This is a genomic window from Klebsiella oxytoca (assembly GCF_009707385.1).
Lineage (GTDB): Bacteria > Pseudomonadota > Gammaproteobacteria > Enterobacterales > Enterobacteriaceae > Klebsiella > Klebsiella oxytoca_C.
This window is the reverse complement of record NZ_CP046115.1, coordinates 290,026-310,744: the sequence shown is the minus strand read 5'-3', so window position 1 is coordinate 310,744 and position 20,719 is coordinate 290,026. Positions and strand designations below refer to the sequence as shown.

The following is a 20,719-nucleotide window of genomic DNA, read 5'->3' as shown; positions in this document are numbered from 1 at the left end:
AGATGCTCCATAGGGTGAATTGTGGGTAATTTAGGCCAGCAGGCGGTAACCCGGCAGAGTTAAGAAATCGATAAGTTCATCAGAAGTGGTGATCTGTTCCATCAGACGAGCGGCTTCATCAAAACGTCCGCTGCTGAAACGGTGCTCGCCTAGTTCATCCTGAATCACCTGCATCTCTTCGGCCAGCCACTGGCGGAACAGCGCTTTAGTTACCGGAGTGCCGTTACTAAGGGTTTTCTCATGATGGATCCATTGCCAGATGGAAGTGCGGGAGATCTCGGCCGTTGCCGCATCTTCCATCAGGCCGTAAATCGGCACGCAGCCATTACCAGAGATCCAGGCCTCGATGTACTGTACCGCCACGCGAATATTGGCGCGCATACCCTCTTCGGTTCGTTCGCCTTCGCAGGGAGCCAGCAGCTGCTCGGCGGTAATCGGCGCATCGTTATCACGAGTCACAAATAGCTGGTTTTTCTTCTCGCCCAGCACTTCGTTGAAGACCGCCATCGCGGTATCCGCCAGCCCCGGATGCGCGATCCAGGTGCCATCATGACCATTATTGGCTTCCAGCGATTTGTCCGCTTTTACCTTGTTCAAAACCTGATTGTTTCGCTCAGCATCTTTGCTGGGGATAAATGCCGCCATGCCGCCCATCGCAAACGCACCGCGCTTGTGGCAGGTCTTAATCAGCAGCCGCGAATAGGCACTCAGGAAAGGCTTGTCCATCGTCACCACCTGACGGTCCGGCAGAACCCGGTCCGGGTGATTCTTCAGCGTTTTGATATAGCTGAAGATGTAGTCCCAGCGTCCGCAGTTCAGGCCAACAATATGGTCGCGCAGGGCGTGCAGGATTTCGTCCATTTGGAATACGGCGGGCAGCGTTTCAATCAGCAACGTGGCTTTGATGGTGCCGCGCGGCAGCTCAAAACGATCTTCCGTAAAGCTAAAGACATCGCTCCACCACGCCGCTTCCTGCCAGGCCTGGGTCTTTGGCAGATAGAAATAGGGTCCGCTACCTTTTTCCAGCAGCGCTTTGTAGTTGTGGAAAAAATAGAGAGCAAAGTCGAACAGGCTGCCAGGGATGGCTTCTCTGCGCCACGTTACGTGTTTTTCCGGCAAATGCAGACCGCGCACTCGGCAGATCAATAATGCCGGGTTCGGCTTGAGCTGATAAATCTTGCCTGCCTCATTGGTGTAGCTAATGGTGCCGTTCACCGCATCGCGCAGGTTGATCTGCCCATCGATGACTTTGCTCCATTCAGGAGCCAGCGAGTCTTCGAAATCCGCCATAAAGACTTTCACGTTCGCATTCAGCGCATTAATAACCATCTTGCGCTCAACCGGGCCGGTAATTTCTACCCGGCGATCCTGTAAATCCTGCGGGATACCGCGGATCTTCCAGTCACCATTACGAATGGAAGCTGTTTCCGCAATAAAATCAGGAAGCTTTCCGTCATCAATTTCCTGCTGCTGCTGGATGCGTGCCGCCAGTAGTTTGTTGCGCTCAGGCGTGAAGCGGCTCACCAGTTCGGTAAGAAATTCTACTGCCTCAGGCGTTAAAATTTGCTTCTCCTGCTCGCCATATGGCTGACTAAAAGCCAGTTCGTCAGTAATTGTCGCCTGCTGCGTCATATGCTGCTCCTCTTGGTTGATCCAGTTGGCGCGAACGTTAGATCGTTGTGTGGTTTTCGTTCAGCACAATTAAGACTACGCATTTATTTTTCAAAATCAAAAACAATTTCCATTTTTAATTTAATTATAAATTAACCCATTGATAACAATATAAATAAAGTTTAATTACAATATGAGCTGCGTTTCGGAAATAAAAAAGCACCCGAAGGTGCCAGAGGCAAAATGCTGAAACGCTTTAGGATCGCGTTATGTAGAAGATTAATCCAGCGTTGGATTCATATGACGTAGATCGTATGGCGTTATCTGATAGACGTAATAATTCAGCCAGTTGATAAACAGCAGATTACCATGGCTGCGCCAGGTGGCTCGCGGTTTGTTCTGCGGATCGTTTTGCGGAAAATAGTTATGCGGAATCTGCGGATCGATTCCCGCTTCCACATCGCGGAAAAACTCGCAGGCCAGAGTATTGGCATCATATTCCGGATGGCCGGTCACGAAGGCGATACGCTTATCTTTGCTGGCGAACAGGTAGGCATCACCCTCTTCCGTCTCCGCCAGAATCTCCAGATCGGTGTAGTCGCGAATCAGTGCTGCCGGGAAATCAGCATAGCGCGAATGCGGTGCAAGAAAGCTATCGTCAAAGCCGCGGGTTAACAAAGCATGGGGTTGCAGGATATGGTGTTCATATACACCTGAAATCTTTTCTGAGCGGGTCTGTTTAGGAATACCGTAGAGGATATTGAGGGCGGCCTGTACCGCCCAACAGACAAACAGCGTTGAGGTGACATGATCTTTAGCCCATTCCAGTACCTGTTTAATCTGCGGCCAGTAGGCAACATCATTAAACTCAACCAATCCTAAAGGTGCACCGGTAACAATCAGGCCATCAAAGTTCTGATCGCAAACATCTTCAAAGTTGCAGTAGAAATTGTTCAGATGTTCGGCTGGGGTATTGCGCGATTCACGCGCATCGATGCGCAGCAGCTGGATATCAAGCTGTAATGGCGAATTGGAAAGCAGACGCAGAAACTGATTCTCCGTCTCGATCTTCTTCGGCATCAGATTAAGAATAAGCACCTTCAGCGGGCGGATTTCCTGAGTCGTCGCGCGAGTCGTCGTCATTACAAAGACGTTTTCATTACGCAAGAAATTGACGGCCGGTAGCTCGTCCTGCACCCGAATTGGCATAACTTTATTACCTCATAGCATACGTATAAACGTTTAGACATCCAGATAGCTGAAGATACCCAGGAATAAAGCGAATGTCGAGCCTGCATGTGCAGGGTGAAAAAATTTCACGGCGATATTTACGTTAGAATATAAGAACAAATAAAAGGAGCAAATATGGTTATTAGTATCCGTCGTTCACGGCATGATGAAGGGAAAAAGCTGATTGAGATTTGGTGCCGATCGGTCGATGCAACGCACGATTTCCTGTCGAAAGAGTACAGAGCGGAGCTTGAAAAGCTGGTGAGCTCGTTTTTACCCGAAGCGCCGCTCTGGGTGGCAGTAACGGAGAAAGATGAGCCTGTCGCCTTTATGCTTCTAACGGGGGAACATATGGATGCGTTATTTGTTGATCCTGCCGTTCGCGGCTGTGGCGTGGGTAAGCTGTTGATTAAACACGCCTTGACGTTAGCGCCCAGACTGACGACCAACGTTAACGAGCAGAATGAACAGGCGGTCGGGTTTTATAAGAGAATGGGTTTTAAAGTGACAGGACGTTCTGAGACGGACGATCTGGGAAAACCGTATCCGTTATTGAATTTGGTACATGAGTAAGATACGGGCCGGATGTGAGGGAAACCCCATCTCCGGCAGTTTCAGACGACAAAAACGCAAAAAGCCCATCCGTCAGGATGGGCTCTTCACTGGTTTGATGCCTGGCAGTTCCCTACTCTCACATGGGGAGACCCCACACTACCATCGGCGCTACGGCGTTTCACTTCTGAGTTCGGCATGGGGTCAGGTGGGACCACCGCGCTGTTGCCGCCAGGCAAATTCTTTGTGCTCAGTACGCAATTCTTTATCGCATCAGCTGCGTTGCCCGCGCTCGCAAAGCCAGTCACATACTTCAGTATGCTCCTGCCTTTCCTTCGCTTGTCGCCTTGCTGCTGCGCAAATTATTGCGTACTCAACTCTGAATCATTGCTGAAAATCGTCTCTCAAATCCGCCAAAACATCTTCGGCGTTGTAAGGTTAAGCCTCACGGTTCATTAGTACCGGTTAGCTCAACGCATCGCTGCGCTTACACACCCGGCCTATCAACGTCGTCGTCTTCAACGTTCCTTCAGGACTCTCAAGGAGTCAGGGAGAACTCATCTCGGGGCAAGTTTCGTGCTTAGATGCTTTCAGCACTTATCTCTTCCGCATTTAGCTACCGGGCAATGCCATTGGCATGACAACCCGAACACCAGTGATGCGTCCACTCCGGTCCTCTCGTACTAGGAGCAGCCCCCCTCAATTCTCCAGCGCCCACGGCAGATAGGGACCGAACTGTCTCACGACGTTCTAAACCCAGCTCGCGTACCACTTTAAATGGCGAACAGCCATACCCTTGGGACCTACTTCAGCCCCAGGATGTGATGAGCCGACATCGAGGTGCCAAACACCGCCGTCGATATGAACTCTTGGGCGGTATCAGCCTGTTATCCCCGGAGTACCTTTTATCCGTTGAGCGATGGCCCTTCCATTCAGAACCACCGGATCACTATGACCTGCTTTCGCACCTGCTCGCGCCGTCACGCTCGCAGTCAAGCCAGCTTATGCCATTGCACTAACCTCCTGATGTCCGACCAGGATTAGCTGACCTTCGTGCTCCTCCGTTACGCTTTGGGAGGAGACCGCCCCAGTCAAACTACCCACCAGACACTGTCCGCAACCCGGATTACGGGCCCACGTTAGAACACCAGCCATTAAAGGGTGGTATTTCAAGGATGGCTCCATGCAGACTGGCGTCCACACTTCAAAGCCTCCCACCTATCCTACACATCAAGGACCAGTGTTCAGTGTCAAGCTATAGTAAAGGTTCACGGGGTCTTTCCGTCTTGCCGCGGGTACACTGCATCTTCACAGCGAGTTCAATTTCACTGAGTCTCGGGTGGAGACAGCCTGGCCATCATTACGCCATTCGTGCAGGTCGGAACTTACCCGACAAGGAATTTCGCTACCTTAGGACCGTTATAGTTACGGCCGCCGTTTACCGGGGCTTCGATCAAGAGCTTCTCCGCGAGGATAACCCCATCAATTAACCTTCCGGCACCGGGCAGGCGTCACACCGTATACGTCCACTTTCGTGTTTGCACAGTGCTGTGTTTTTTAATAAACAGTTGCAGCCAGCTGGTATCTTCGACTGAGTTCAGCTCCATGAGCAAGTCACTTCACCTACCATCAAGCGTGCCTTCTCCCGCAGTTACGGCACCATTTTGCCTAGTTCCTTCACCCGAGTTCTCTCAAGCGCCTGGGTATTCTCTACCTGCCACCTGTGTCGGTTTGGGGTACGATTTCGTGTTACCTGATGCTTAGAGGCTTTTCCTGGAAGCAGGGCATTTGTCACTTCAGCACCGTAGTGCCTCGTCATCACACCTCAGCGTTAATAAGGTTCGGATTTACCTGAGCCTCCGCCTACATGCTTAAACCGGGACAACCGTCGCCCGGCCAACATAGCCTTCTCCGTCCCCCCTTCGCAGTAACACCAAGTACAGGAATATTAACCTGTTTCCCATCGACTACGCCTTTCGGCCTCGCCTTAGGGGTCGACTCACCCTGCCCCGATTAACGTTGGACAGGAACCCTTGGTCTTCCGGCGTGCGGGTTTTTCACCCGCATTATCGTTACTTATGTCAGCATTCGCACTTCTGATACCTCCAGCAGCCCTCACAGGCCACCTTCAACGGCTTACAGAACGCTCCCCTACCCAACAACACATCGTGTCGCTGCCGCAGCTTCGGTGCATGGTTTAGCCCCGTTACATCTTCCGCGCAGGCCGACTCGACCAGTGAGCTATTACGCTTTCTTTAAATGATGGCTGCTTCTAAGCCAACATCCTGGCTGTCTGGGCCTTCCCACATCGTTTCCCACTTAACCATGACTTTGGGACCTTAGCTGGCGGTCTGGGTTGTTTCCCTCTTCACGACGGACGTTAGCACCCGCCGTGTGTCTCCCGTGATAACATTCTTCGGTATTCGTAGTTTGCATCGGGTTGGTAAGTCGGGATGACCCCCTAGCCGAAACAGTGCTCTACCCCCGAAGATGAGTTCACGAGGCGCTACCTAAATAGCTTTCGGGGAGAACCAGCTATCTCCCGGTTTGATTGGCCTTTCACCCCCAGCCACAAGTCATCCGCTAATTTTTCAACATTAGTCGGTTCGGTCCTCCAGTTAGTGTTACCCAACCTTCAACCTGCCCATGGCTAGATCACCGGGTTTCGGGTCTATACCCTGCAACTTAACGCCCAGTTAAGACTCGGTTTCCCTGCGGCTCCCCTATACGGTTAACCTTGCTACAGAATATAAGTCGCTGACCCATTATACAAAAGGTACGCAGTCACCCCACATGGAGGCTCCTACTGCTTGTACGTACACGGTTTCAGGTTCTTTTTCACTCCCCTCGCCGGGGTTCTTTTCGCCTTTCCCTCACGGTACTGGTTCACTATCGGTCAGTCAGGAGTATTTAGCCTTGGAGGATGGTCCCCCCATATTCAGACAGGATACCACGTGTCCCGCCCTACTCTTCGAGTTCACAGCATGTGCATTTTGGTGTACGGGACTATCACCCTGTACCGTCGGACTTTCCAGACCGTTCCACTAACACACACGCTGATTCAGACTCCGGGCTGCTCCCCGTTCGCTCGCCGCTACTGGGGGAATCTCGGTTGATTTCTTTTCCTCGGGGTACTTAGATGTTTCAGTTCCCCCGGTTCGCCTCGTTTGACTATGTATTCATCAAACGATAGTGCAACGAATTGCACTGGGTTTCCCCATTCGGACATCGCCGGTTATAACGGTTCATATCACCTTACCGACGCTTTTCGCAGATTAGCACGTCCTTCATCGCCTCTGACTGCCAGGGCATCCACCGTGTACGCTTAGTCGCTTAACCTCACAACCCGAAGATGTTTCACTTCTGATTGCGAAAATTTGAGAGACTCGAACACACTTTAACTGTGTGTCGTTTCAATTTTCAGCTTGATCCAGATTTTTAAAGAGCAAAATTTCACAATGTACTTAACAGTACATTTTGAAATTTATTATTTATCAAACAATCTGTGTGAGCACTACAAAGGCAGGTTCTTTCAGGTAAGGAGGTGATCCAACCGCAGGTTCCCCTACGGTTACCTTGTTACGACTTCACCCCAGTCATGAATCACAAAGTGGTAAGCGCCCTCCCGAAGGTTAAGCTACCTACTTCTTTTGCAACCCACTCCCATGGTGTGACGGGCGGTGTGTACAAGGCCCGGGAACGTATTCACCGTGGCATTCTGATCCACGATTACTAGCGATTCCGACTTCATGGAGTCGAGTTGCAGACTCCAATCCGGACTACGACATACTTTATGAGGTCCGCTTGCTCTCGCGAGGTCGCTTCTCTTTGTATATGCCATTGTAGCACGTGTGTAGCCCTGGTCGTAAGGGCCATGATGACTTGACGTCATCCCCACCTTCCTCCAGTTTATCACTGGCAGTCTCCTTTGAGTTCCCGGCCGGACCGCTGGCAACAAAGGATAAGGGTTGCGCTCGTTGCGGGACTTAACCCAACATTTCACAACACGAGCTGACGACAGCCATGCAGCACCTGTCTCACAGTTCCCGAAGGCACGTTCTCATCTCTGAAAACTTCTGTGGATGTCAAGACCAGGTAAGGTTCTTCGCGTTGCATCGAATTAAACCACATGCTCCACCGCTTGTGCGGGCCCCCGTCAATTCATTTGAGTTTTAACCTTGCGGCCGTACTCCCCAGGCGGTCGACTTAACGCGTTAGCTCCGGAAGCCACTCCTCAAGGGAACAACCTCCAAGTCGACATCGTTTACAGCGTGGACTACCAGGGTATCTAATCCTGTTTGCTCCCCACGCTTTCGCACCTGAGCGTCAGTCTTTGTCCAGGGGGCCGCCTTCGCCACCGGTATTCCTCCAGATCTCTACGCATTTCACCGCTACACCTGGAATTCTACCCCCCTCTACAAGACTCCAGCCTGCCAGTTTCGAATGCAGTTCCCAGGTTGAGCCCGGGGATTTCACATCCGACTTGACAGACCGCCTGCGTGCGCTTTACGCCCAGTAATTCCGATTAACGCTTGCACCCTCCGTATTACCGCGGCTGCTGGCACGGAGTTAGCCGGTGCTTCTTCTGCGGGTAACGTCAATTGCTGCGGTTATTAACCACAACACCTTCCTCCCCGCTGAAAGTACTTTACAACCCGAAGGCCTTCTTCATACACGCGGCATGGCTGCATCAGGCTTGCGCCCATTGTGCAATATTCCCCACTGCTGCCTCCCGTAGGAGTCTGGACCGTGTCTCAGTTCCAGTGTGGCTGGTCATCCTCTCAGACCAGCTAGGGATCGTCGCCTAGGTGAGCCGTTACCTCACCTACTAGCTAATCCCATCTGGGCACATCTGATGGCAAGAGGCCCGAAGGTCCCCCTCTTTGGTCTTGCGACGTTATGCGGTATTAGCTACCGTTTCCAGTAGTTATCCCCCTCCATCAGGCAGTTTCCCAGACATTACTCACCCGTCCGCCACTCGTCACCCGAGAGCAAGCTCTCTGTGCTACCGTTCGACTTGCATGTGTTAGGCCTGCCGCCAGCGTTCAATCTGAGCCATGATCAAACTCTTCAATTTAAGTTTGATGCTCACAGAATTAAACTTCGTAATGAATTACGTGTTCACTCTTTGAGACTTGGTATTCATTTTTCGTCCGAAGACGTTAAGAATCCATGTCACTTTGAGTGCCCACACAGATTGTCTGATAAATTGTTAAAGAGCAGTGCAACGCGGCTTTCGCTCACCGTTGCGAGGTGGCGTATATTACGCTTTCCTCTTTCAGAGTCAACCCTGAATGTCAGGATTTTTTCTCTTCAACCGACCGGCTGTTTGTGTGAAGTGATTCACATCTGCCGGGTCAGTGGGAGCGCATTATAGGGAGTTCCCGGGCATCCGCAATAGTTAAATTGCAGAAAAATGACTGACTGCTGCATTCCCCAGCAAAACCCCACTTTATACCCTGTTACACACAGAATTATCCACAGATAGCGGACGATGCCCCCCTAAGAAAGGCCATTTCGCCTCTCTATCATAAGTCGTCATTCGGGGCTAAAAAGAGAAAGATAAAAATTCGCGAGCGTTGCGCAAACGTTTTCGTTACAATGCCGCGCTATAACAAGGATGCCCGGTTGGGTGCGTTAGGTGAGTTTTTAGACAAAAACTCACCTAACGCTCTCTGTAATGTTCAAATCCTGGGGATTTAATACCATGCAACAACGTCGTCCAGTCCGCCGCGCTCTGCTCAGTGTTTCTGACAAGGCCGGTATCGTCGAATTCGCGCAGGCGCTTTCCGCTCGTGGTGTCGAGCTGCTGTCCACCGGCGGCACCGCTCGCCTGCTGGCAGATAAAGGCCTGCCGGTGACCGAAGTCTCTGACTACACCGGTTTCCCGGAAATGATGGATGGACGCGTGAAAACCCTGCATCCGAAGGTCCACGGCGGTATTCTTGGCCGTCGCGGCCAGGATGACGGCATTATGGAGCAACACGGGATCGCGCCTATTGATATGGTGGTTGTTAACCTGTATCCGTTTGCTCAAACCGTTGCTCGCGAGGGTTGTTCTCTGGAAGACGCGGTAGAAAACATTGATATCGGCGGCCCGACCATGGTGCGCTCTGCGGCAAAAAACCATAAAGACGTCGCTATCGTGGTGAAGAGCAGCGACTACGAGGCCATTATCCAGGAGATGGATGCCAACGAAGGCTCCCTGACGCTGGATACTCGTTTCGATCTCGCCATTAAAGCATTCGAACATACCGCCGCCTATGACAGCATGATTGCCAACTACTTTGGCAGCATGGTGCCGGCCTATCACGGCGAGAGTAAAGAAGCCGCTGGCCGTTTCCCGCGTACCCTGAACCTGAACTTCATTAAGAAGCAGGATATGCGCTACGGCGAAAACAGCCACCAGCAGGCCGCCTTCTATATAGAAGAAGAGGTTAAAGAAGCTTCTGTAGCGACCGCACAGCAGGTTCAGGGCAAAGCCCTCTCCTATAACAACATCGCCGATACCGACGCGGCGCTTGAGTGTGTGAAAGAGTTCAGCGAACCGGCCTGCGTTATCGTGAAGCATGCTAACCCGTGCGGCGTGGCGGTAAGCACTTCTATTCTTGATGCCTACGATCGCGCATATAAAACCGACCCGACCTCCGCGTTTGGCGGCATCATCGCGTTTAACCGCGAACTGGATGCCGAAACCGCGCAGGCCATCATCTCCCGTCAGTTTGTTGAAGTGATCATCGCACCGTCTGCCACACAAGAAGCGCTGAACATCACTGCCGCTAAGCAAAACGTTCGCGTCCTGACCTGCGGACAATGGACTCAGCGCGTGCCGGGTCTGGACTTCAAGCGCGTTAACGGCGGCCTGCTGGTTCAGGATCGCGATCTGGGTATGGTCACGGAAGGCGAACTGCGCGTGGTTTCCAAACGCCAGCCGACCGAGCAGGAGCTGCGCGATGCGCTGTTCTGCTGGAAAGTGGCGAAATTCGTAAAATCTAACGCCATTGTTTATGCCAAAGAGAACATGACCATTGGGATAGGCGCAGGCCAGATGAGCCGCGTTTATTCAGCCAAAATCGCCGGGATTAAAGCCGGTGATGAGGGACTAGAAGTGAAAGGTTCGGCGATGGCCTCCGACGCCTTCTTCCCGTTCCGCGACGGTATTGATGCCGCCGCTGCCGTTGGCGTGAGCTGCGTCATTCAGCCAGGCGGTTCTATCCGCGACGAAGAGGTGATTGCCGCCGCCGATGAACACGGTATCGCGATGATCTTCACCGACATGCGCCACTTCCGCCATTAATTCACGGAGCAGACGATGAAAGTATTAGTTATTGGCAACGGCGGCCGCGAGCACGCCCTGGCCTGGAAAGCGGCGCAGTCGCCAAAAGTCGATACCGTTTTTGTCGCCCCGGGTAACGCGGGCACCGCGCTGGAACCGGCGCTGCAAAATGTGGCTATTGGCGTCACCGATATCCCTGCTCTGCTGGCTTTTGCTCAGAATGAGAAGATTGATCTGACTATCGTTGGCCCGGAAGCGCCGCTGGTGATTGGCGTGGTGGATGCATTCCGCGCCGCCGGGCTGAAAATCTTCGGTCCAACCGAAGGCGCCGCGCAGCTGGAAGGTTCCAAAGCCTTTACTAAAGATTTTCTTGCCCGCCATAACATTCCGACGGCGGAATACCAGAACTTCACCGAAGTCGAGCCCGCGCTGGCGTACCTGCGTGAGAAAGGCGCGCCCATCGTTATCAAGGCCGACGGCCTGGCCGCCGGCAAGGGCGTGATTGTCGCCATGACGCTGGAAGAAGCGGAAGCCGCCGTTCACGACATGCTGGCAGGTAACGCCTTTGGCGACGCCGGACACCGCATCGTCATTGAAGAGTTTCTCGACGGCGAAGAAGCAAGCTTTATCGTGATGGTCGACGGCGAGCACGTGCTGCCGATGGCCACCAGCCAGGATCACAAACGCGTGGGTAACGGCGATACCGGGCCTAACACTGGCGGTATGGGCGCTTACTCACCGGCACCGGTGGTAACCGATGAAGTTCATCAGCGCACCATGGAACGCATTATCTGGCCAACCGTAAAAGGTATGGCAGCGGAAGGAAACACCTACACCGGTTTCCTCTATGCGGGCCTGATGATCGACAAACAGGGCAATCCGAAGGTTATTGAGTTCAACTGTCGCTTTGGCGATCCGGAAACCCAGCCGATCATGCTGCGCATGAAATCGGATCTGGTGGATCTGTGCCTCGCCGCCTGCGACGGTAAGCTGGACGAGAAAACTTCCGAATGGGACGAGCGCGCCTCGCTGGGCGTCGTGATCGCCGCCGGTGGCTATCCGGGCAGCTACAAGACCGGCGATGAGATCCACGGCCTGCCGCTGGAAGAATCGGCTGACGGTAAGGTCTTCCACGCCGGAACCAAACTTGCTGACGACGATCGCGTCTTGACCAGCGGCGGTCGGGTGCTGTGCGCTACCGCGCTGGGCCGCACCGTCGCTGAAGCGCAAAATCGCGCTTACGCCCTGATGAGCGATATCCGCTGGGACGGCAGCTTTAGTCGTAACGACATCGGCTGGCGCGCGATTGAGCGTGAGCAAAACAGCTAACGGCTGAGTTTTGCCAGCAGCGTTTTGCGCGTAATGCCCAGCTGACGGGCGGCTTCAGTTTTGTTGCCGCCCGTTTTTTCGAGCGCCGCGAGGATCGCTTCTTTCTCTACCTCCACCAGCGGCTGAATAACATCATCGCCGTGCGGCACGTCCGCAACCGGCGTACCGGCAATCGCCAGCGGCAGCTCGCGTTCAGAAATATACTCTCCGGTCAGCAAGACCACCGCCCGCTCCACCGCATTCTCCAGCTCGCGAATGTTTCCCGGCCATGCATAGTGAATCAGTAAGTCCATCGCCTGCGGAGTAAATCCCTGTACCGCTTTGCGGTTTCGCTCAGCGTAACGTTGCAGGAAATAGCGCGCCAGTTGAGGAATATCTTTCCGCCGTTGGCGTAGCGGCGGCATATCAATAGTCACGACGTTCAGGCGGTAGTATAGATCCTGGCGAAAACGCCCGGCGCTGACTTCTTCGGCTAGATCCCGGTGGGTAGCGGCAATTAGCCGCACATCCACCGACAGAGTCTGATTGCTGCCAACGCGCTGCACTTCGCGTTCCTGAATGGCTCGCAGCAGGCGCACCTGCATCAGGGGCGAAATATCGCCAATCTCGTCCAGGAAGAGCGTGCCGCCGTCCGCTTCAACAAAGCGCCCTTCTCGCCGTTTGTCCGCCCCGGTAAAGGCACCTTTCTCGTGACCAAACAGCTCCGACTCCAGCAGTGATTCATTAAGCGCCGCACAGTTGAGGGTCACCAGCGGTCTACGGCTGCGAGCGCTGCTGGCGTGCAGCGCTCGCGCGACCAGCTCTTTACCGGTTCCCGACTCGCCGTGAATTAATACCGTCGCATCAGAAGGGGCAACCAGGGCGATATTGTTCAGCAACGCCCGCATCGCCGGGCTATCGCCTACCATGCCAAACTGGTTTGCAGGAGAACCTGCGGTGAGGGGCTCGTTCAAACGCGTATGCGCTAACGCCCCGGACAGCGTCTGCTGCAGCTTGTCAAAGTCCAGCGGCTTAATCAGGTAGTCGAGCGCGCCGGACTTCAGCGCCTCCACCGCGGTATCGACGCTGGAGTACGCGGTCATGATCAGAACGGGAATCGACGGATTCAAAGTCTTGATCTCTTTCAGCGTTTCGATGCCGTCCATCTCCGCCATGCGGATATCGCAAAGCACCAGATCGAACACCTTCTCACGCACCTGCTCCAGCGCCTGTACACCGTTATGAGCCAGCACAACCCGGTATCCCCAGCCCCGTAATAACGCCTGTAAGATAGTGCAGTGGCTGATGTCATCGTCCACCACCAGAATATCGACCTGCTCGCCACTCATCCTTGTTCATCCTTCTGTTGCCCATTAACCGGCAAATAGAGCGTAAATAGCGCGCCCTTGCCGGGGCTGCTCTCAGCGTAGATGGTCCCGCCGTGCTGCTCAACAATGTTCTGCACCACTGCCAGACCCAGCCCGGTACCGTCGGCCTTGGTCGTGAAGTACGGGGTGAAGATGGCCTGTAGCTGCTCCGCGGTCATCCCCTTGCCGCTATCCGCAACGCTTGCCTTCACTCGCCCGTCGCCACATTCACTCACCGACACCGTAATTACGCCATCGCGGCCAATGGCGTGGATGGCATTGAGATAAAGATTCAGCAGCACCTGTTTCAAACGATCAGGATCGGCCTGAATGCGGCTTAGCGCGGGCTGGGCGGTAAACTGGAGGGTTATTGCCCGGCTGGCAGCATCCTGGCTAACCAGCTGAAGCGAATGGGTAATCACTTCATTCAGATCAATGGATTGATATTTTAAATGCGCCGGACGCACCAGTTCCAGCAGTTCGCTCACGACTCTGTTCAGACGATCGGCTTCTTTCGCCATCACCTGAGCAAGCTGATGCGCTTCTCCATCGGGCGGGGTGCGTTCAGCGAAATACTTCGCTAGCCCTTTAATGGAGGAGAGCGGGTTGCGAATTTCATGGGCGACGCCTGCGGCCAGATGACCGAGCGCCGCCAGTTTTTCTTTACGCGCCGTCGCCTCCTGCAGCAGCTTGCGCGACCGCTGGTAGCGGCGAAACCAGAACTGCGCCAGCACCGTTGCCGCCATCACTACGCCCGCAGCACAGAGCATAATGACCGTATTACGCAGGCTGCGGGCATGGTTGGCATCCAGCTCACGCGTATCAAAAGCAATAAAAATGAACTGGGGAACCTGAGTACGCAGTTCGGCTGATTCGCGGCGCATCATCATGCGCATATGATGTCCACCGCCGTTGAGCGGGCGAAACTGGCGATAGACCTCTAACGCTGGCTCTGGCTGTTCAAGGCGTCGCCAGCGCTCCTCGGGACCGATATTATATTCACGCATCGCGCTGGCAGAATAGAGCTCTTCCCCCACTCGCCGCGGGTCGCTATGGGCGATAATTTTACCGTGCTCATCCGTCACCGCGAACCACAGCACGCCGGGCTGCCAGGCCATTTCCTCCAGCAATGCCTGCAGCTGGGTATGATGCATACGCATTCCCATCCCCACGCGCGCTCCGGACTCAAGAGCGCGAATCAGCACGCTGCCCTTTTCCTGGATAGTCTGGCGTGCGGCTTCATTTTCACGGCCATAGTCGCGCACGATTAACGCGGAAAACAGGCATACCAGCAGCAAGATAAGGCCGGTTAACAACCAGCTCAGCCCAACGGCGACGGAATCCTTAGACAACCGCATCACCTTCATGACAACTCCCTTTCCTCAGACAGCGCATAGCACAGCAGAAATCATGCCATTTTTCCGCCTCATCTAACCGCTCCTCGGGCACAAACCGGGAAGGCGATCGAGTAAAAATGACCCACAGTAAAGGATGCGGCGGGTCATTTTTACTCGCTTGCGCCTGCAGAAGTCACTTACCCCCCTACATCCTGCGGATTTTTCTTCCTGGCATGGAAGATGCAAATCAGTCAGTAACCATAAGCCAGGAGAATAAACTATGAGACGGAACAAAAAACTTCCCCTAACGCTGATTACCCTCGCCGCCCTGACTTTCGGCAGTAGCTCAGCCTGGGCAAGGCACCACTGGAATAACGGTAACGCTATGAGCCCCCAGGGCTATAGCCAGCTCACGGCCGACCAGCAGGCCACTGCCCAGAAGCTGCATAATGATTTCTATGAACAAACCCGCGCTTTGCGTCAGCAGCTCATATCAAAACGCTACGAATATAATGCGCTGTTAACCGCGGATAGGCCTGACAGCGCAAAAATCGAATCCGTCGCCGGGGAAATGGAAGTTCTCGGTCAGAAGCTGGCCCAGCAGCGGGTTAAATTTGATCTCGCGTTAGCTGACGCAGGTATTCCTCGTGGCGAGGGTATGGGACGTGGGGGCTGCGGTGGCGGTCATATGGGAATGAACCACTGGTAAGGCTCAGAAGCTTTTTTCAGTCGGCTGCCAGGTACAGAAGTCTTCGTTTGCCACCAGCAGCAGTTGAGAGCCTTCCGGCGCTTCCAGCCACGCTACGCTCACCTCAACGGATGAGTGACGCTGGCGGCGTTCAATATGCGCGAGCGCCGACGTGTCGAGGTCAGGCTTCACGGTCTGACCTTCGCAGGTCGTTACCGTCTTGTTGGCATGCCAGCGCCCCTGACGCAGCGTAACGCGTCCCTGACGCAGGGCATCGCTGGTCTGGCGTATCTGTTCCGCCCGATAGCGATATAACGCGACCTGATCGCTGGAAAGCTGCTGCTTCTGGCCATCAACTTCGCGCTGCATAAAGCTGAGCTCACCCTGAGCATCAAAGCGGGCGCGAATATGTTCCGGAGGTTTGCCGTAGACGTTGAGTTCAATCAGCGCGAGCTGATCATCCTGCCAGCGGTACTCGCTGGTCGAGGTATTACCGTGACGCCATGGACTGAAGGCGGCAAGAAGATGCACCTCACCGTCGGAATCTTTGCGCCAGATACGCATCGCTCCCTGGTTATCCGCATATCCGCTGGCGGTAAACGGCGGGAGAGAAGAGTTATGGCTGCAGGCAGTGAGCAGCAATACGCCCACCAGCGCCAGCTTGCGGCGCCAGATAGACAAAAGGGGCCGACAAGCCCCTTCAATAAAACTGTACACTGCCACGCGGTCTTACTTAACTGCGTCTTTCAGAGCCTTACCAGAAACAAATGCCGGCACGTTAGCTGCGGCGATTTTGATTTCTTTACCGGTCTGCGGGTTGCGGCCAGTACGCTCAGCGCGGTGGTTCACTTTGAAGGTACCGAAACCAACCAGTTGAACAGCATCACCTTCTTTCAGAGACTCGGTAATTGCAGCCAGGGTAGATTCCAGAGCAGCTTTTGCCTGCGCTTTGGACAGGTCAGCTTTGTCCGCAATTACATCAATCAGTTGAGTCTTGTTCATAAGTTATCCTTACAATGTGTTTATCGCTTGCTAAGCATCGAGTGCGACGGAAATGCCTGAAAAGCACTCTCCTGCATACACGCACCGATAGCCACGTTTTTTCGCCCTCCAAATGTAGACCAGACGGGGGGCGGAATGGAAGCCTTCAGACGCTACAATTGAGGCGGTAAATCACGTTTTCTGGTCTCATTGCTGAAAATTTATACCAATATTGCTTTCGCCGGCCTCGCGGAGGTCTGCACGCAGCCCTTTGATCAGTTCAATATCGCGTTCTTCACAGTCGGCCAGAAGACGGAAAATCTCCCACTGGATATCCCATTCTTGCTCAATAGCCGGGTTTTCTTTGAGCTCTTCATCGGTCATTTCGCGACCAGCCTGAGTCATTTCCAGCATTGCGACGGTAGTGATCGAGCTCTTGCTGACTTCGATGGCATGTTCGAGGGTTTCGCCGCTCAGCCGTGAATGAATCAGTTCACTCAATGCAACGCAGGCATCGATCGCCGGATAAACGCCGTACAGATCGTAATCATCTGCGGCCGGAATCGCCTCTTCCAGCTTTTCCAGCTGGCTGTCGAAATTCACCTTCGCGTCTTTTACCGTCAGCGTTTCCCAGATTAGATCGAGGATACGGCGATAGAGCTGGCCATCGGCAAACTCCGTTTGCTGGCAGAACATAGCGTAGTTGGGATACATCCGCTCGCACAGGCAGGCCATAAAAGTCACGTGCTGCCAGCTATCCAGCTTCTCCAGACGCAGGTGAATCGGGTTTTGTAACATGATGAATTCTCGAAGTCAGAAATTAGCCGCAGTGTACCTGAATCAGTCCTGATTTGCTTGCCAACGCACAAATGCCGGACGGCGGGATGCCACCGCATCAGCCCAGCGCGTCGGCTCAGGGAGACGATAGCCTTTCAGGCAGCGTTCCACCCACATCAACGCGCTATCAAGACCAACGCGATGTCCCGTGCTGACGAACAGCGGATTACAGCGCGTTTTGCTGCGCAAGACCCACGCCAGCTGATCGCCTTTATCCAACAATGGCGCCAGCGCGCCGGGCTCATCTCCCAGGTGCTCAAACTTACCGCACAGACGTTTTTTCGCTACGCCGATAGTAGGAACATCCACTAACAGGCCAAAATGGCTGGCGACACCGAGGCGGCGCGGGTGAGAAATCCCGTGGCCATCAACGAATAAGAGATTTGGTTTTTGCGAAAGCTGCTCCCACGCTGCCAGCAGCGCAGGAGTTTCTCGAAAAGAGAGAAAACCAGGAATATAGGGCATCGTAGTCGCGACGCGCGCAATCTGATATTCCACCAGCTCCAGAGAGGGATAGCTCAGCAGGACCATCGCCGCCCGGGTCACCTCTCCCTCTTGTTCAAATCCGACATCCGCCCCGCCAATCAGCGTTGGTGGGTCTTGTTCGAACCGATCGCCTCGTTCTACCGATGCCGCCAGGCTGAGCTGCTGGGTGCGTAGCGCTGCCAAATCCATATTCACTCCTTAACGGTGGTATTGCGCCGACAGCCGGTGCACCGCCTCCACAAATACGCCCGCGTGTTCCGGGTCGACATCCTGATGAATTCCGTGTCCGAGATTAAAGACATGCCCTTCACCCTGACCAAATCCGGCGAGAATCGTCGCCACTTCTTCTTCGATACGCGCCGGAGGGGCATACAGCATTGAGGGGTCCATATTTCCCTGCAGGGCAACTTTATGACCGACCCGGCGACGGGCGTCGGCGATATCGGTGGTCCAGTCGAGGCCCAGCGCATCGCAGCCGGTTTCCGCCATCGCTTCCAGCCACTGTCCGCCGCCTTTGGTAAACAGTGTCACAGGCACGCGGCGCCCATCGTTTTCGCGCAGCAGACCATCGACGATTTTATGCATGTAATAGAGCGAGAACTGCTGATAATCCCGGCCGGTCAGCACGCCGCCCCAGGTATCAAAAATCATCACCGACTGCGCGCCCGCTCTGATCTGCGCATTCAGATACAGCGTGACGCTTTTCGCCAGCTTGTCGAGCAGCGCATGCAGGGCCTGCGGCTCGGCATACATCATTTTTTTGATCACCGTAAACGCTTTGCTACTTCCACCTTCAACCATATAGGTCGCCAGCGTCCATGGACTACCGGAAAAACCGATCAGCGGCACTTCGCCTTTCAGTTCGCGGCGAATGGTGCGCACGGCGTTCATCACATAGCCAAGCTCACCTTCCGGATCGGGGATCGGTAATTTATCAACATCCGCTTTACAGGTAATCGGCGAGGTAAAACGCGGACCTTCTCCGGCTTCGAAATAGAGCCCCAGCCCCATGGCATCCGGGATAGTGAGAATGTCCGAGAAGAGAATGGCCGCGTCGAGCTTATAGCGGCGCAGCGGCTGCAGCGTCACTTCACAGGCCAGCTCAGCGTTTTTACACAGCGACATAAAGTCCCCCGCTTGCGCACGGGTGGCTTTGTACTCCGGTAAATAGCGGCCCGCCTGGCGCATCATCCACACCGGGGTGACATCAACCGGCTGGCGTAGCAGCGCGCGCAGATAGCGATCGTTCTTCAGTTCGGTCATTTTTACATTCCTTTAGCGTTGATGCGCCAAGTTTATACACAAAATCATTCAAAGTGGATCGAGGCGGCAATTGAATGAACCCCGGGAGCTTACTCAAGTAAGTGGTTGAGGTACGTTAAAACAGCCAACAAAGAGGCAATTTGAAGGATAAAGTGTATGTAACATGTCACTCATACTCTGCCCGACACATCGCCACGGTATCTTCAATCAGCCGGCGCGCCACGGTGCCCGGCGGCGGCAGAAGCGGCAGATCGTCATAGCGATACCATCCCGCCTCCAGCAGCTCTTTCTTGTCGATGACAATCTCGCCGCTATCGTACTCGGCCATAAACGCGGTCATCAGCGATTGCGGGAACGGCCAGGGCTGGGAGGTCACGTAGCGCAGGTTTTTCACCTTAATACCGCTCTCCTCCATCACCTCGCGGGCCACGGTCTGCTCCAGGGTCTCTCCGACCTCGACAAACCCGGCCAGCACCGTGTGCACGCCGTTACGATGGCGCGTATGCTGCGCCAGCAGAATGGTGTCATCCCGGCGGATGGCGACGATAATGCACGGTGCGATTTGCGGGTAGTAGCGTTCGCGGCAATGGCTGCACAGCATCGCCCACTCGGTTTTACTGGGATGCATCGGATGCCCGCAGTAGCCGCAGAATTTATGCGAACGGTAGAATTCCGCCAGCTGGATCCCTCGACCCGCCAGTTGGAAAAGACCAGCATCCTGATCGAGCACCTGGCGCAGCGATCCCATGTCATGCCGACGATCCTGACGCACCAGCCATACCGGTTCGCCCTGCCATTCCCCTATCCGCAGCCCGGGTTGTCCCGCAAGATTAAAATTTACCGCTTCGCCATATGGTAATTCCCCACCAGGTAACCATAATTTCTGTTCGTGGCTGACAATCCACCAGCCGCGATCTAATTTTTCAATAATACGATCCATATCTATTGCACTACCTTCATTTTACTGGCACTTTTAACATTAAATTTACATTTTGGTGAGCAACGTGTTTCTCTTAAAAACTTGCGGAGTCAACCATGTTAAACCAGCTGGAAAACCTGACGGAACGTGTTGGAGGCAGCAATAAACTGGTCGATCGCTGGCTACAAGTACGTAAGCATTTGCTCGTGGCTTACTACAACCTGGTTGGCCTGAAGCCCGGCAAAGAATCATTTATGCGGCTTAATGAGAAAGCGCTGGATGATTTTTGTCAAAGCCTGGTGGACTACCTTTCCTCCGGCCATTTTAGTATTTATGAACGCTTTATCGGCGAATTGGAAGGCGATACGCCACTTTTAGCCGCGACTAAGATTTATCCACAGCTGCAGGCTAATACCCAGCAGATTATGGATTATTACGACTCCTGCCTCGAAAACGCCATCGATCACGATAACTACCTTGAGTTCCAGCAGGCGCTGTCAGATATCGGTGAAGCGCTGGAAGCGCGCTTTGCGCTGGAAGACAAACTGATCGCCCTCGCCGTAGCCCATAGTCGCAAAGATAGCATCAGCGACAATATCGCGCCGACCGCTTGAGTTGTGAGCCATTAACGCGTAGTTTACATACATTCCCCCTTTCTGAGAGGGAATGTCATCTTGTCGGAGTGCCTATTTTCCACACTGGAAAAGGCTGAGACCGTTAATTCGGGATCCGCGGAACCTGATCAGGCTAATACCTGCGAAGGGAACAAGAGTAAACTGCATTTAGCATCAGCCTGTTCAGGGCCGATCGCATCTGTTACTCCATCCGTCGTCTGGCAAGCCATATCCTGTTTAACCGGAATGA

The 20,719-nt window shown here is 54.0% G+C and carries 15 protein-coding genes, 3 rRNA genes and 1 riboswitch; of the genes, 5 read left to right on the top strand and 13 right to left on the bottom strand.

Annotated elements, in window-relative coordinates; all coding sequences use genetic code 11:
* Positions 1–30: 30 nt before the first annotated feature.
* Both aceB and metA read right to left on the bottom strand, forming a co-directional pair.
* Positions 31–1,632 carry a malate synthase A gene (aceB, locus tag GJ746_RS01455; protein ID WP_154678611.1) on the bottom strand — a complete coding sequence of 534 codons (1,602 nt, stop codon included), beginning with the start codon at positions 1,630–1,632 and terminating at the stop codon, positions 31–33.
* 258 nt (positions 1,633–1,890) lie between these two features.
* A complete protein-coding gene (gene metA, locus GJ746_RS01450) occupies positions 1,891–2,820 on the bottom strand; it encodes a homoserine O-acetyltransferase MetA (RefSeq protein ID WP_154678610.1) in 930 nt (309 codons plus the stop codon).
* A 156-nt stretch (positions 2,821–2,976) separates the two neighbouring features.
* Here metA and GJ746_RS01445 point away from each other — a divergent pair, with 156 nt between their 5' ends.
* On the top strand, positions 2,977–3,414 hold the full coding sequence (locus tag GJ746_RS01445) for an acetyltransferase (RefSeq protein ID WP_154678609.1): 438 nt from the start codon (positions 2,977–2,979) through the stop codon (positions 3,412–3,414).
* 99 nt (positions 3,415–3,513) lie between these two features.
* Here GJ746_RS01445 and rrf read toward each other — a convergent pair.
* From rrf to GJ746_RS01430, 3 genes are all read right to left on the bottom strand, one after another.
* Positions 3,514–3,629 (bottom strand): 5S ribosomal RNA (gene rrf, locus GJ746_RS01440).
* Positions 3,630–3,827: 198 nt separating this feature from the next.
* Positions 3,828–6,732, bottom strand: a 23S ribosomal RNA gene (locus GJ746_RS01435).
* 198 nt (positions 6,733–6,930) lie between these two features.
* A 16S ribosomal RNA gene (locus tag GJ746_RS01430) occupies positions 6,931–8,470 on the bottom strand.
* The 16S, 23S and 5S rRNA genes sit together here, the layout of an rRNA operon.
* A gap of 630 nt (positions 8,471–9,100) precedes the next feature.
* Between GJ746_RS01430 and purH the strand changes: the two genes are divergently transcribed.
* Positions 9,101–10,690 (top strand): bifunctional phosphoribosylaminoimidazolecarboxamide formyltransferase/IMP cyclohydrolase, encoded by a 1,590-nt coding sequence (gene purH, locus GJ746_RS01425; protein WP_154678608.1) that lies wholly within the window; start codon positions 9,101–9,103, stop codon positions 10,688–10,690.
* Positions 10,691–10,705: 15 nt separating this feature from the next.
* Complete coding sequence (gene purD / locus GJ746_RS01420) at positions 10,706–11,998, top strand: phosphoribosylamine--glycine ligase (protein WP_154678607.1); 1,293 nt, start codon at positions 10,706–10,708, stop codon at positions 11,996–11,998.
* Here the strand turns inward: purD and zraR are convergent.
* Entirely contained in the window at positions 11,995–13,326 is a 1,332-nt protein-coding gene (zraR, locus tag GJ746_RS01415) for a sigma-54-dependent response regulator transcription factor ZraR (protein ID WP_154678606.1), read from the bottom strand. The genes purD and zraR overlap by 4 nt on opposite strands.
* Positions 13,323–14,711 carry a two-component system sensor histidine kinase ZraS gene (gene zraS / locus GJ746_RS01410; protein ID WP_154678605.1) on the bottom strand — a complete coding sequence of 463 codons (1,389 nt, stop codon included), beginning with the start codon at positions 14,709–14,711 and terminating at the stop codon, positions 13,323–13,325. The genes zraR and zraS overlap by 4 nt, the downstream gene beginning before the upstream one ends.
* A 250-nt stretch (positions 14,712–14,961) precedes the next feature.
* Between zraS and zraP the strand changes: the two genes are divergently transcribed.
* Positions 14,962–15,390, top strand: coding sequence for a zinc resistance sensor/chaperone ZraP (gene zraP, locus GJ746_RS01405; RefSeq protein ID WP_154678604.1), 429 nt, complete (start codon positions 14,962–14,964; stop codon positions 15,388–15,390).
* Positions 15,391–15,393: 3 nt separating this feature from the next.
* Here zraP and GJ746_RS01400 read toward each other — a convergent pair whose 3' ends face one another.
* From GJ746_RS01400 to nudC, 6 genes are all read right to left on the bottom strand, one after another.
* Positions 15,394–16,086 carry a DUF1481 domain-containing protein gene (locus GJ746_RS01400; protein ID WP_154682615.1) on the bottom strand — a complete coding sequence of 231 codons (693 nt, stop codon included), beginning with the start codon at positions 16,084–16,086 and terminating at the stop codon, positions 15,394–15,396.
* A gap of 12 nt (positions 16,087–16,098) precedes the next feature.
* On the bottom strand, positions 16,099–16,371 hold the full coding sequence (gene hupA, locus GJ746_RS01395; protein ID WP_002884342.1) for a nucleoid-associated protein HU-alpha: 273 nt from the start codon (positions 16,369–16,371) through the stop codon (positions 16,099–16,101).
* 186 nt (positions 16,372–16,557) lie between these two features.
* The gene (locus tag GJ746_RS01390) at positions 16,558–17,148 is read right to left on the bottom strand and encodes a YjaG family protein (protein ID WP_154678603.1); all 591 of its coding nucleotides are present in this window, start codon (positions 17,146–17,148) and stop codon (positions 16,558–16,560) included.
* Positions 17,149–17,190: 42 nt separating this feature from the next.
* A complete protein-coding gene (gene nfi, locus GJ746_RS01385) occupies positions 17,191–17,862 on the bottom strand; it encodes a deoxyribonuclease V (RefSeq protein WP_154678602.1) in 672 nt (223 codons plus the stop codon).
* A 9-nt stretch (positions 17,863–17,871) separates the two neighbouring features.
* Positions 17,872–18,936: a uroporphyrinogen decarboxylase gene (hemE, locus tag GJ746_RS01380; RefSeq protein WP_154678601.1), complete on the bottom strand. Its 1,065-nt coding sequence runs from the start codon at positions 18,934–18,936 to the stop codon at positions 17,872–17,874.
* 166 nt (positions 18,937–19,102) lie between these two features.
* Positions 19,103–19,876 (bottom strand): NAD(+) diphosphatase, encoded by a 774-nt coding sequence (nudC, locus tag GJ746_RS01375; protein WP_154678600.1) that lies wholly within the window; start codon positions 19,874–19,876, stop codon positions 19,103–19,105.
* Between the two features lie 95 nt (positions 19,877–19,971).
* Here nudC and rsd point away from each other — a divergent pair, with 95 nt between their 5' ends.
* Complete coding sequence (gene rsd, locus GJ746_RS01370) at positions 19,972–20,469, top strand: sigma D regulator (RefSeq protein ID WP_154678599.1); 498 nt, start codon at positions 19,972–19,974, stop codon at positions 20,467–20,469.
* Between the two features lie 54 nt (positions 20,470–20,523).
* Positions 20,524–20,637, top strand: a riboswitch (TPP riboswitch).
* Positions 20,638–20,719 lie beyond the last annotated feature (82 nt).

Excerpts from the sequence above, each read along its gene's own strand:
- hemE (WP_154678601.1), bottom strand. The coding sequence starts at position 18,936 with ATGACCGAACTGAAGAACGATCGCTATCTGCGCGCGCTGCTACGCCAG.
- rsd (WP_154678599.1), top strand. The coding sequence starts at position 19,972 with ATGTTAAACCAGCTGGAAAACCTGACGGAACGTGTTGGAGGCAGCAAT.
- purD (WP_154678607.1), top strand. The coding sequence starts at position 10,706 with ATGAAAGTATTAGTTATTGGCAACGGCGGCCGCGAGCACGCCCTGGCC.
- purH (WP_154678608.1), top strand. The coding sequence starts at position 9,101 with ATGCAACAACGTCGTCCAGTCCGCCGCGCTCTGCTCAGTGTTTCTGAC.
- zraP (WP_154678604.1), top strand. The coding sequence starts at position 14,962 with ATGAGACGGAACAAAAAACTTCCCCTAACGCTGATTACCCTCGCCGCC.
- nudC (WP_154678600.1), bottom strand. The coding sequence starts at position 19,876 with ATGGATCGTATTATTGAAAAATTAGATCGCGGCTGGTGGATTGTCAGC.
- aceB (WP_154678611.1), bottom strand. The coding sequence starts at position 1,632 with ATGACGCAGCAGGCGACAATTACTGACGAACTGGCTTTTAGTCAGCCA.
- GJ746_RS01390 (WP_154678603.1), bottom strand. The coding sequence starts at position 17,148 with ATGTTACAAAACCCGATTCACCTGCGTCTGGAGAAGCTGGATAGCTGG.
- GJ746_RS01445 (WP_154678609.1), top strand. The coding sequence starts at position 2,977 with ATGGTTATTAGTATCCGTCGTTCACGGCATGATGAAGGGAAAAAGCTG.
- nfi (WP_154678602.1), bottom strand. The coding sequence starts at position 17,862 with ATGGATTTGGCAGCGCTACGCACCCAGCAGCTCAGCCTGGCGGCATCG.
- zraR (WP_154678606.1), bottom strand. The coding sequence starts at position 13,326 with ATGAGTGGCGAGCAGGTCGATATTCTGGTGGTGGACGATGACATCAGC.
- hupA (WP_002884342.1), bottom strand. The coding sequence starts at position 16,371 with ATGAACAAGACTCAACTGATTGATGTAATTGCGGACAAAGCTGACCTG.
- metA (WP_154678610.1), bottom strand. The coding sequence starts at position 2,820 with ATGCCAATTCGGGTGCAGGACGAGCTACCGGCCGTCAATTTCTTGCGT.
- zraS (WP_154678605.1), bottom strand. The coding sequence starts at position 14,711 with ATGAAGGTGATGCGGTTGTCTAAGGATTCCGTCGCCGTTGGGCTGAGC.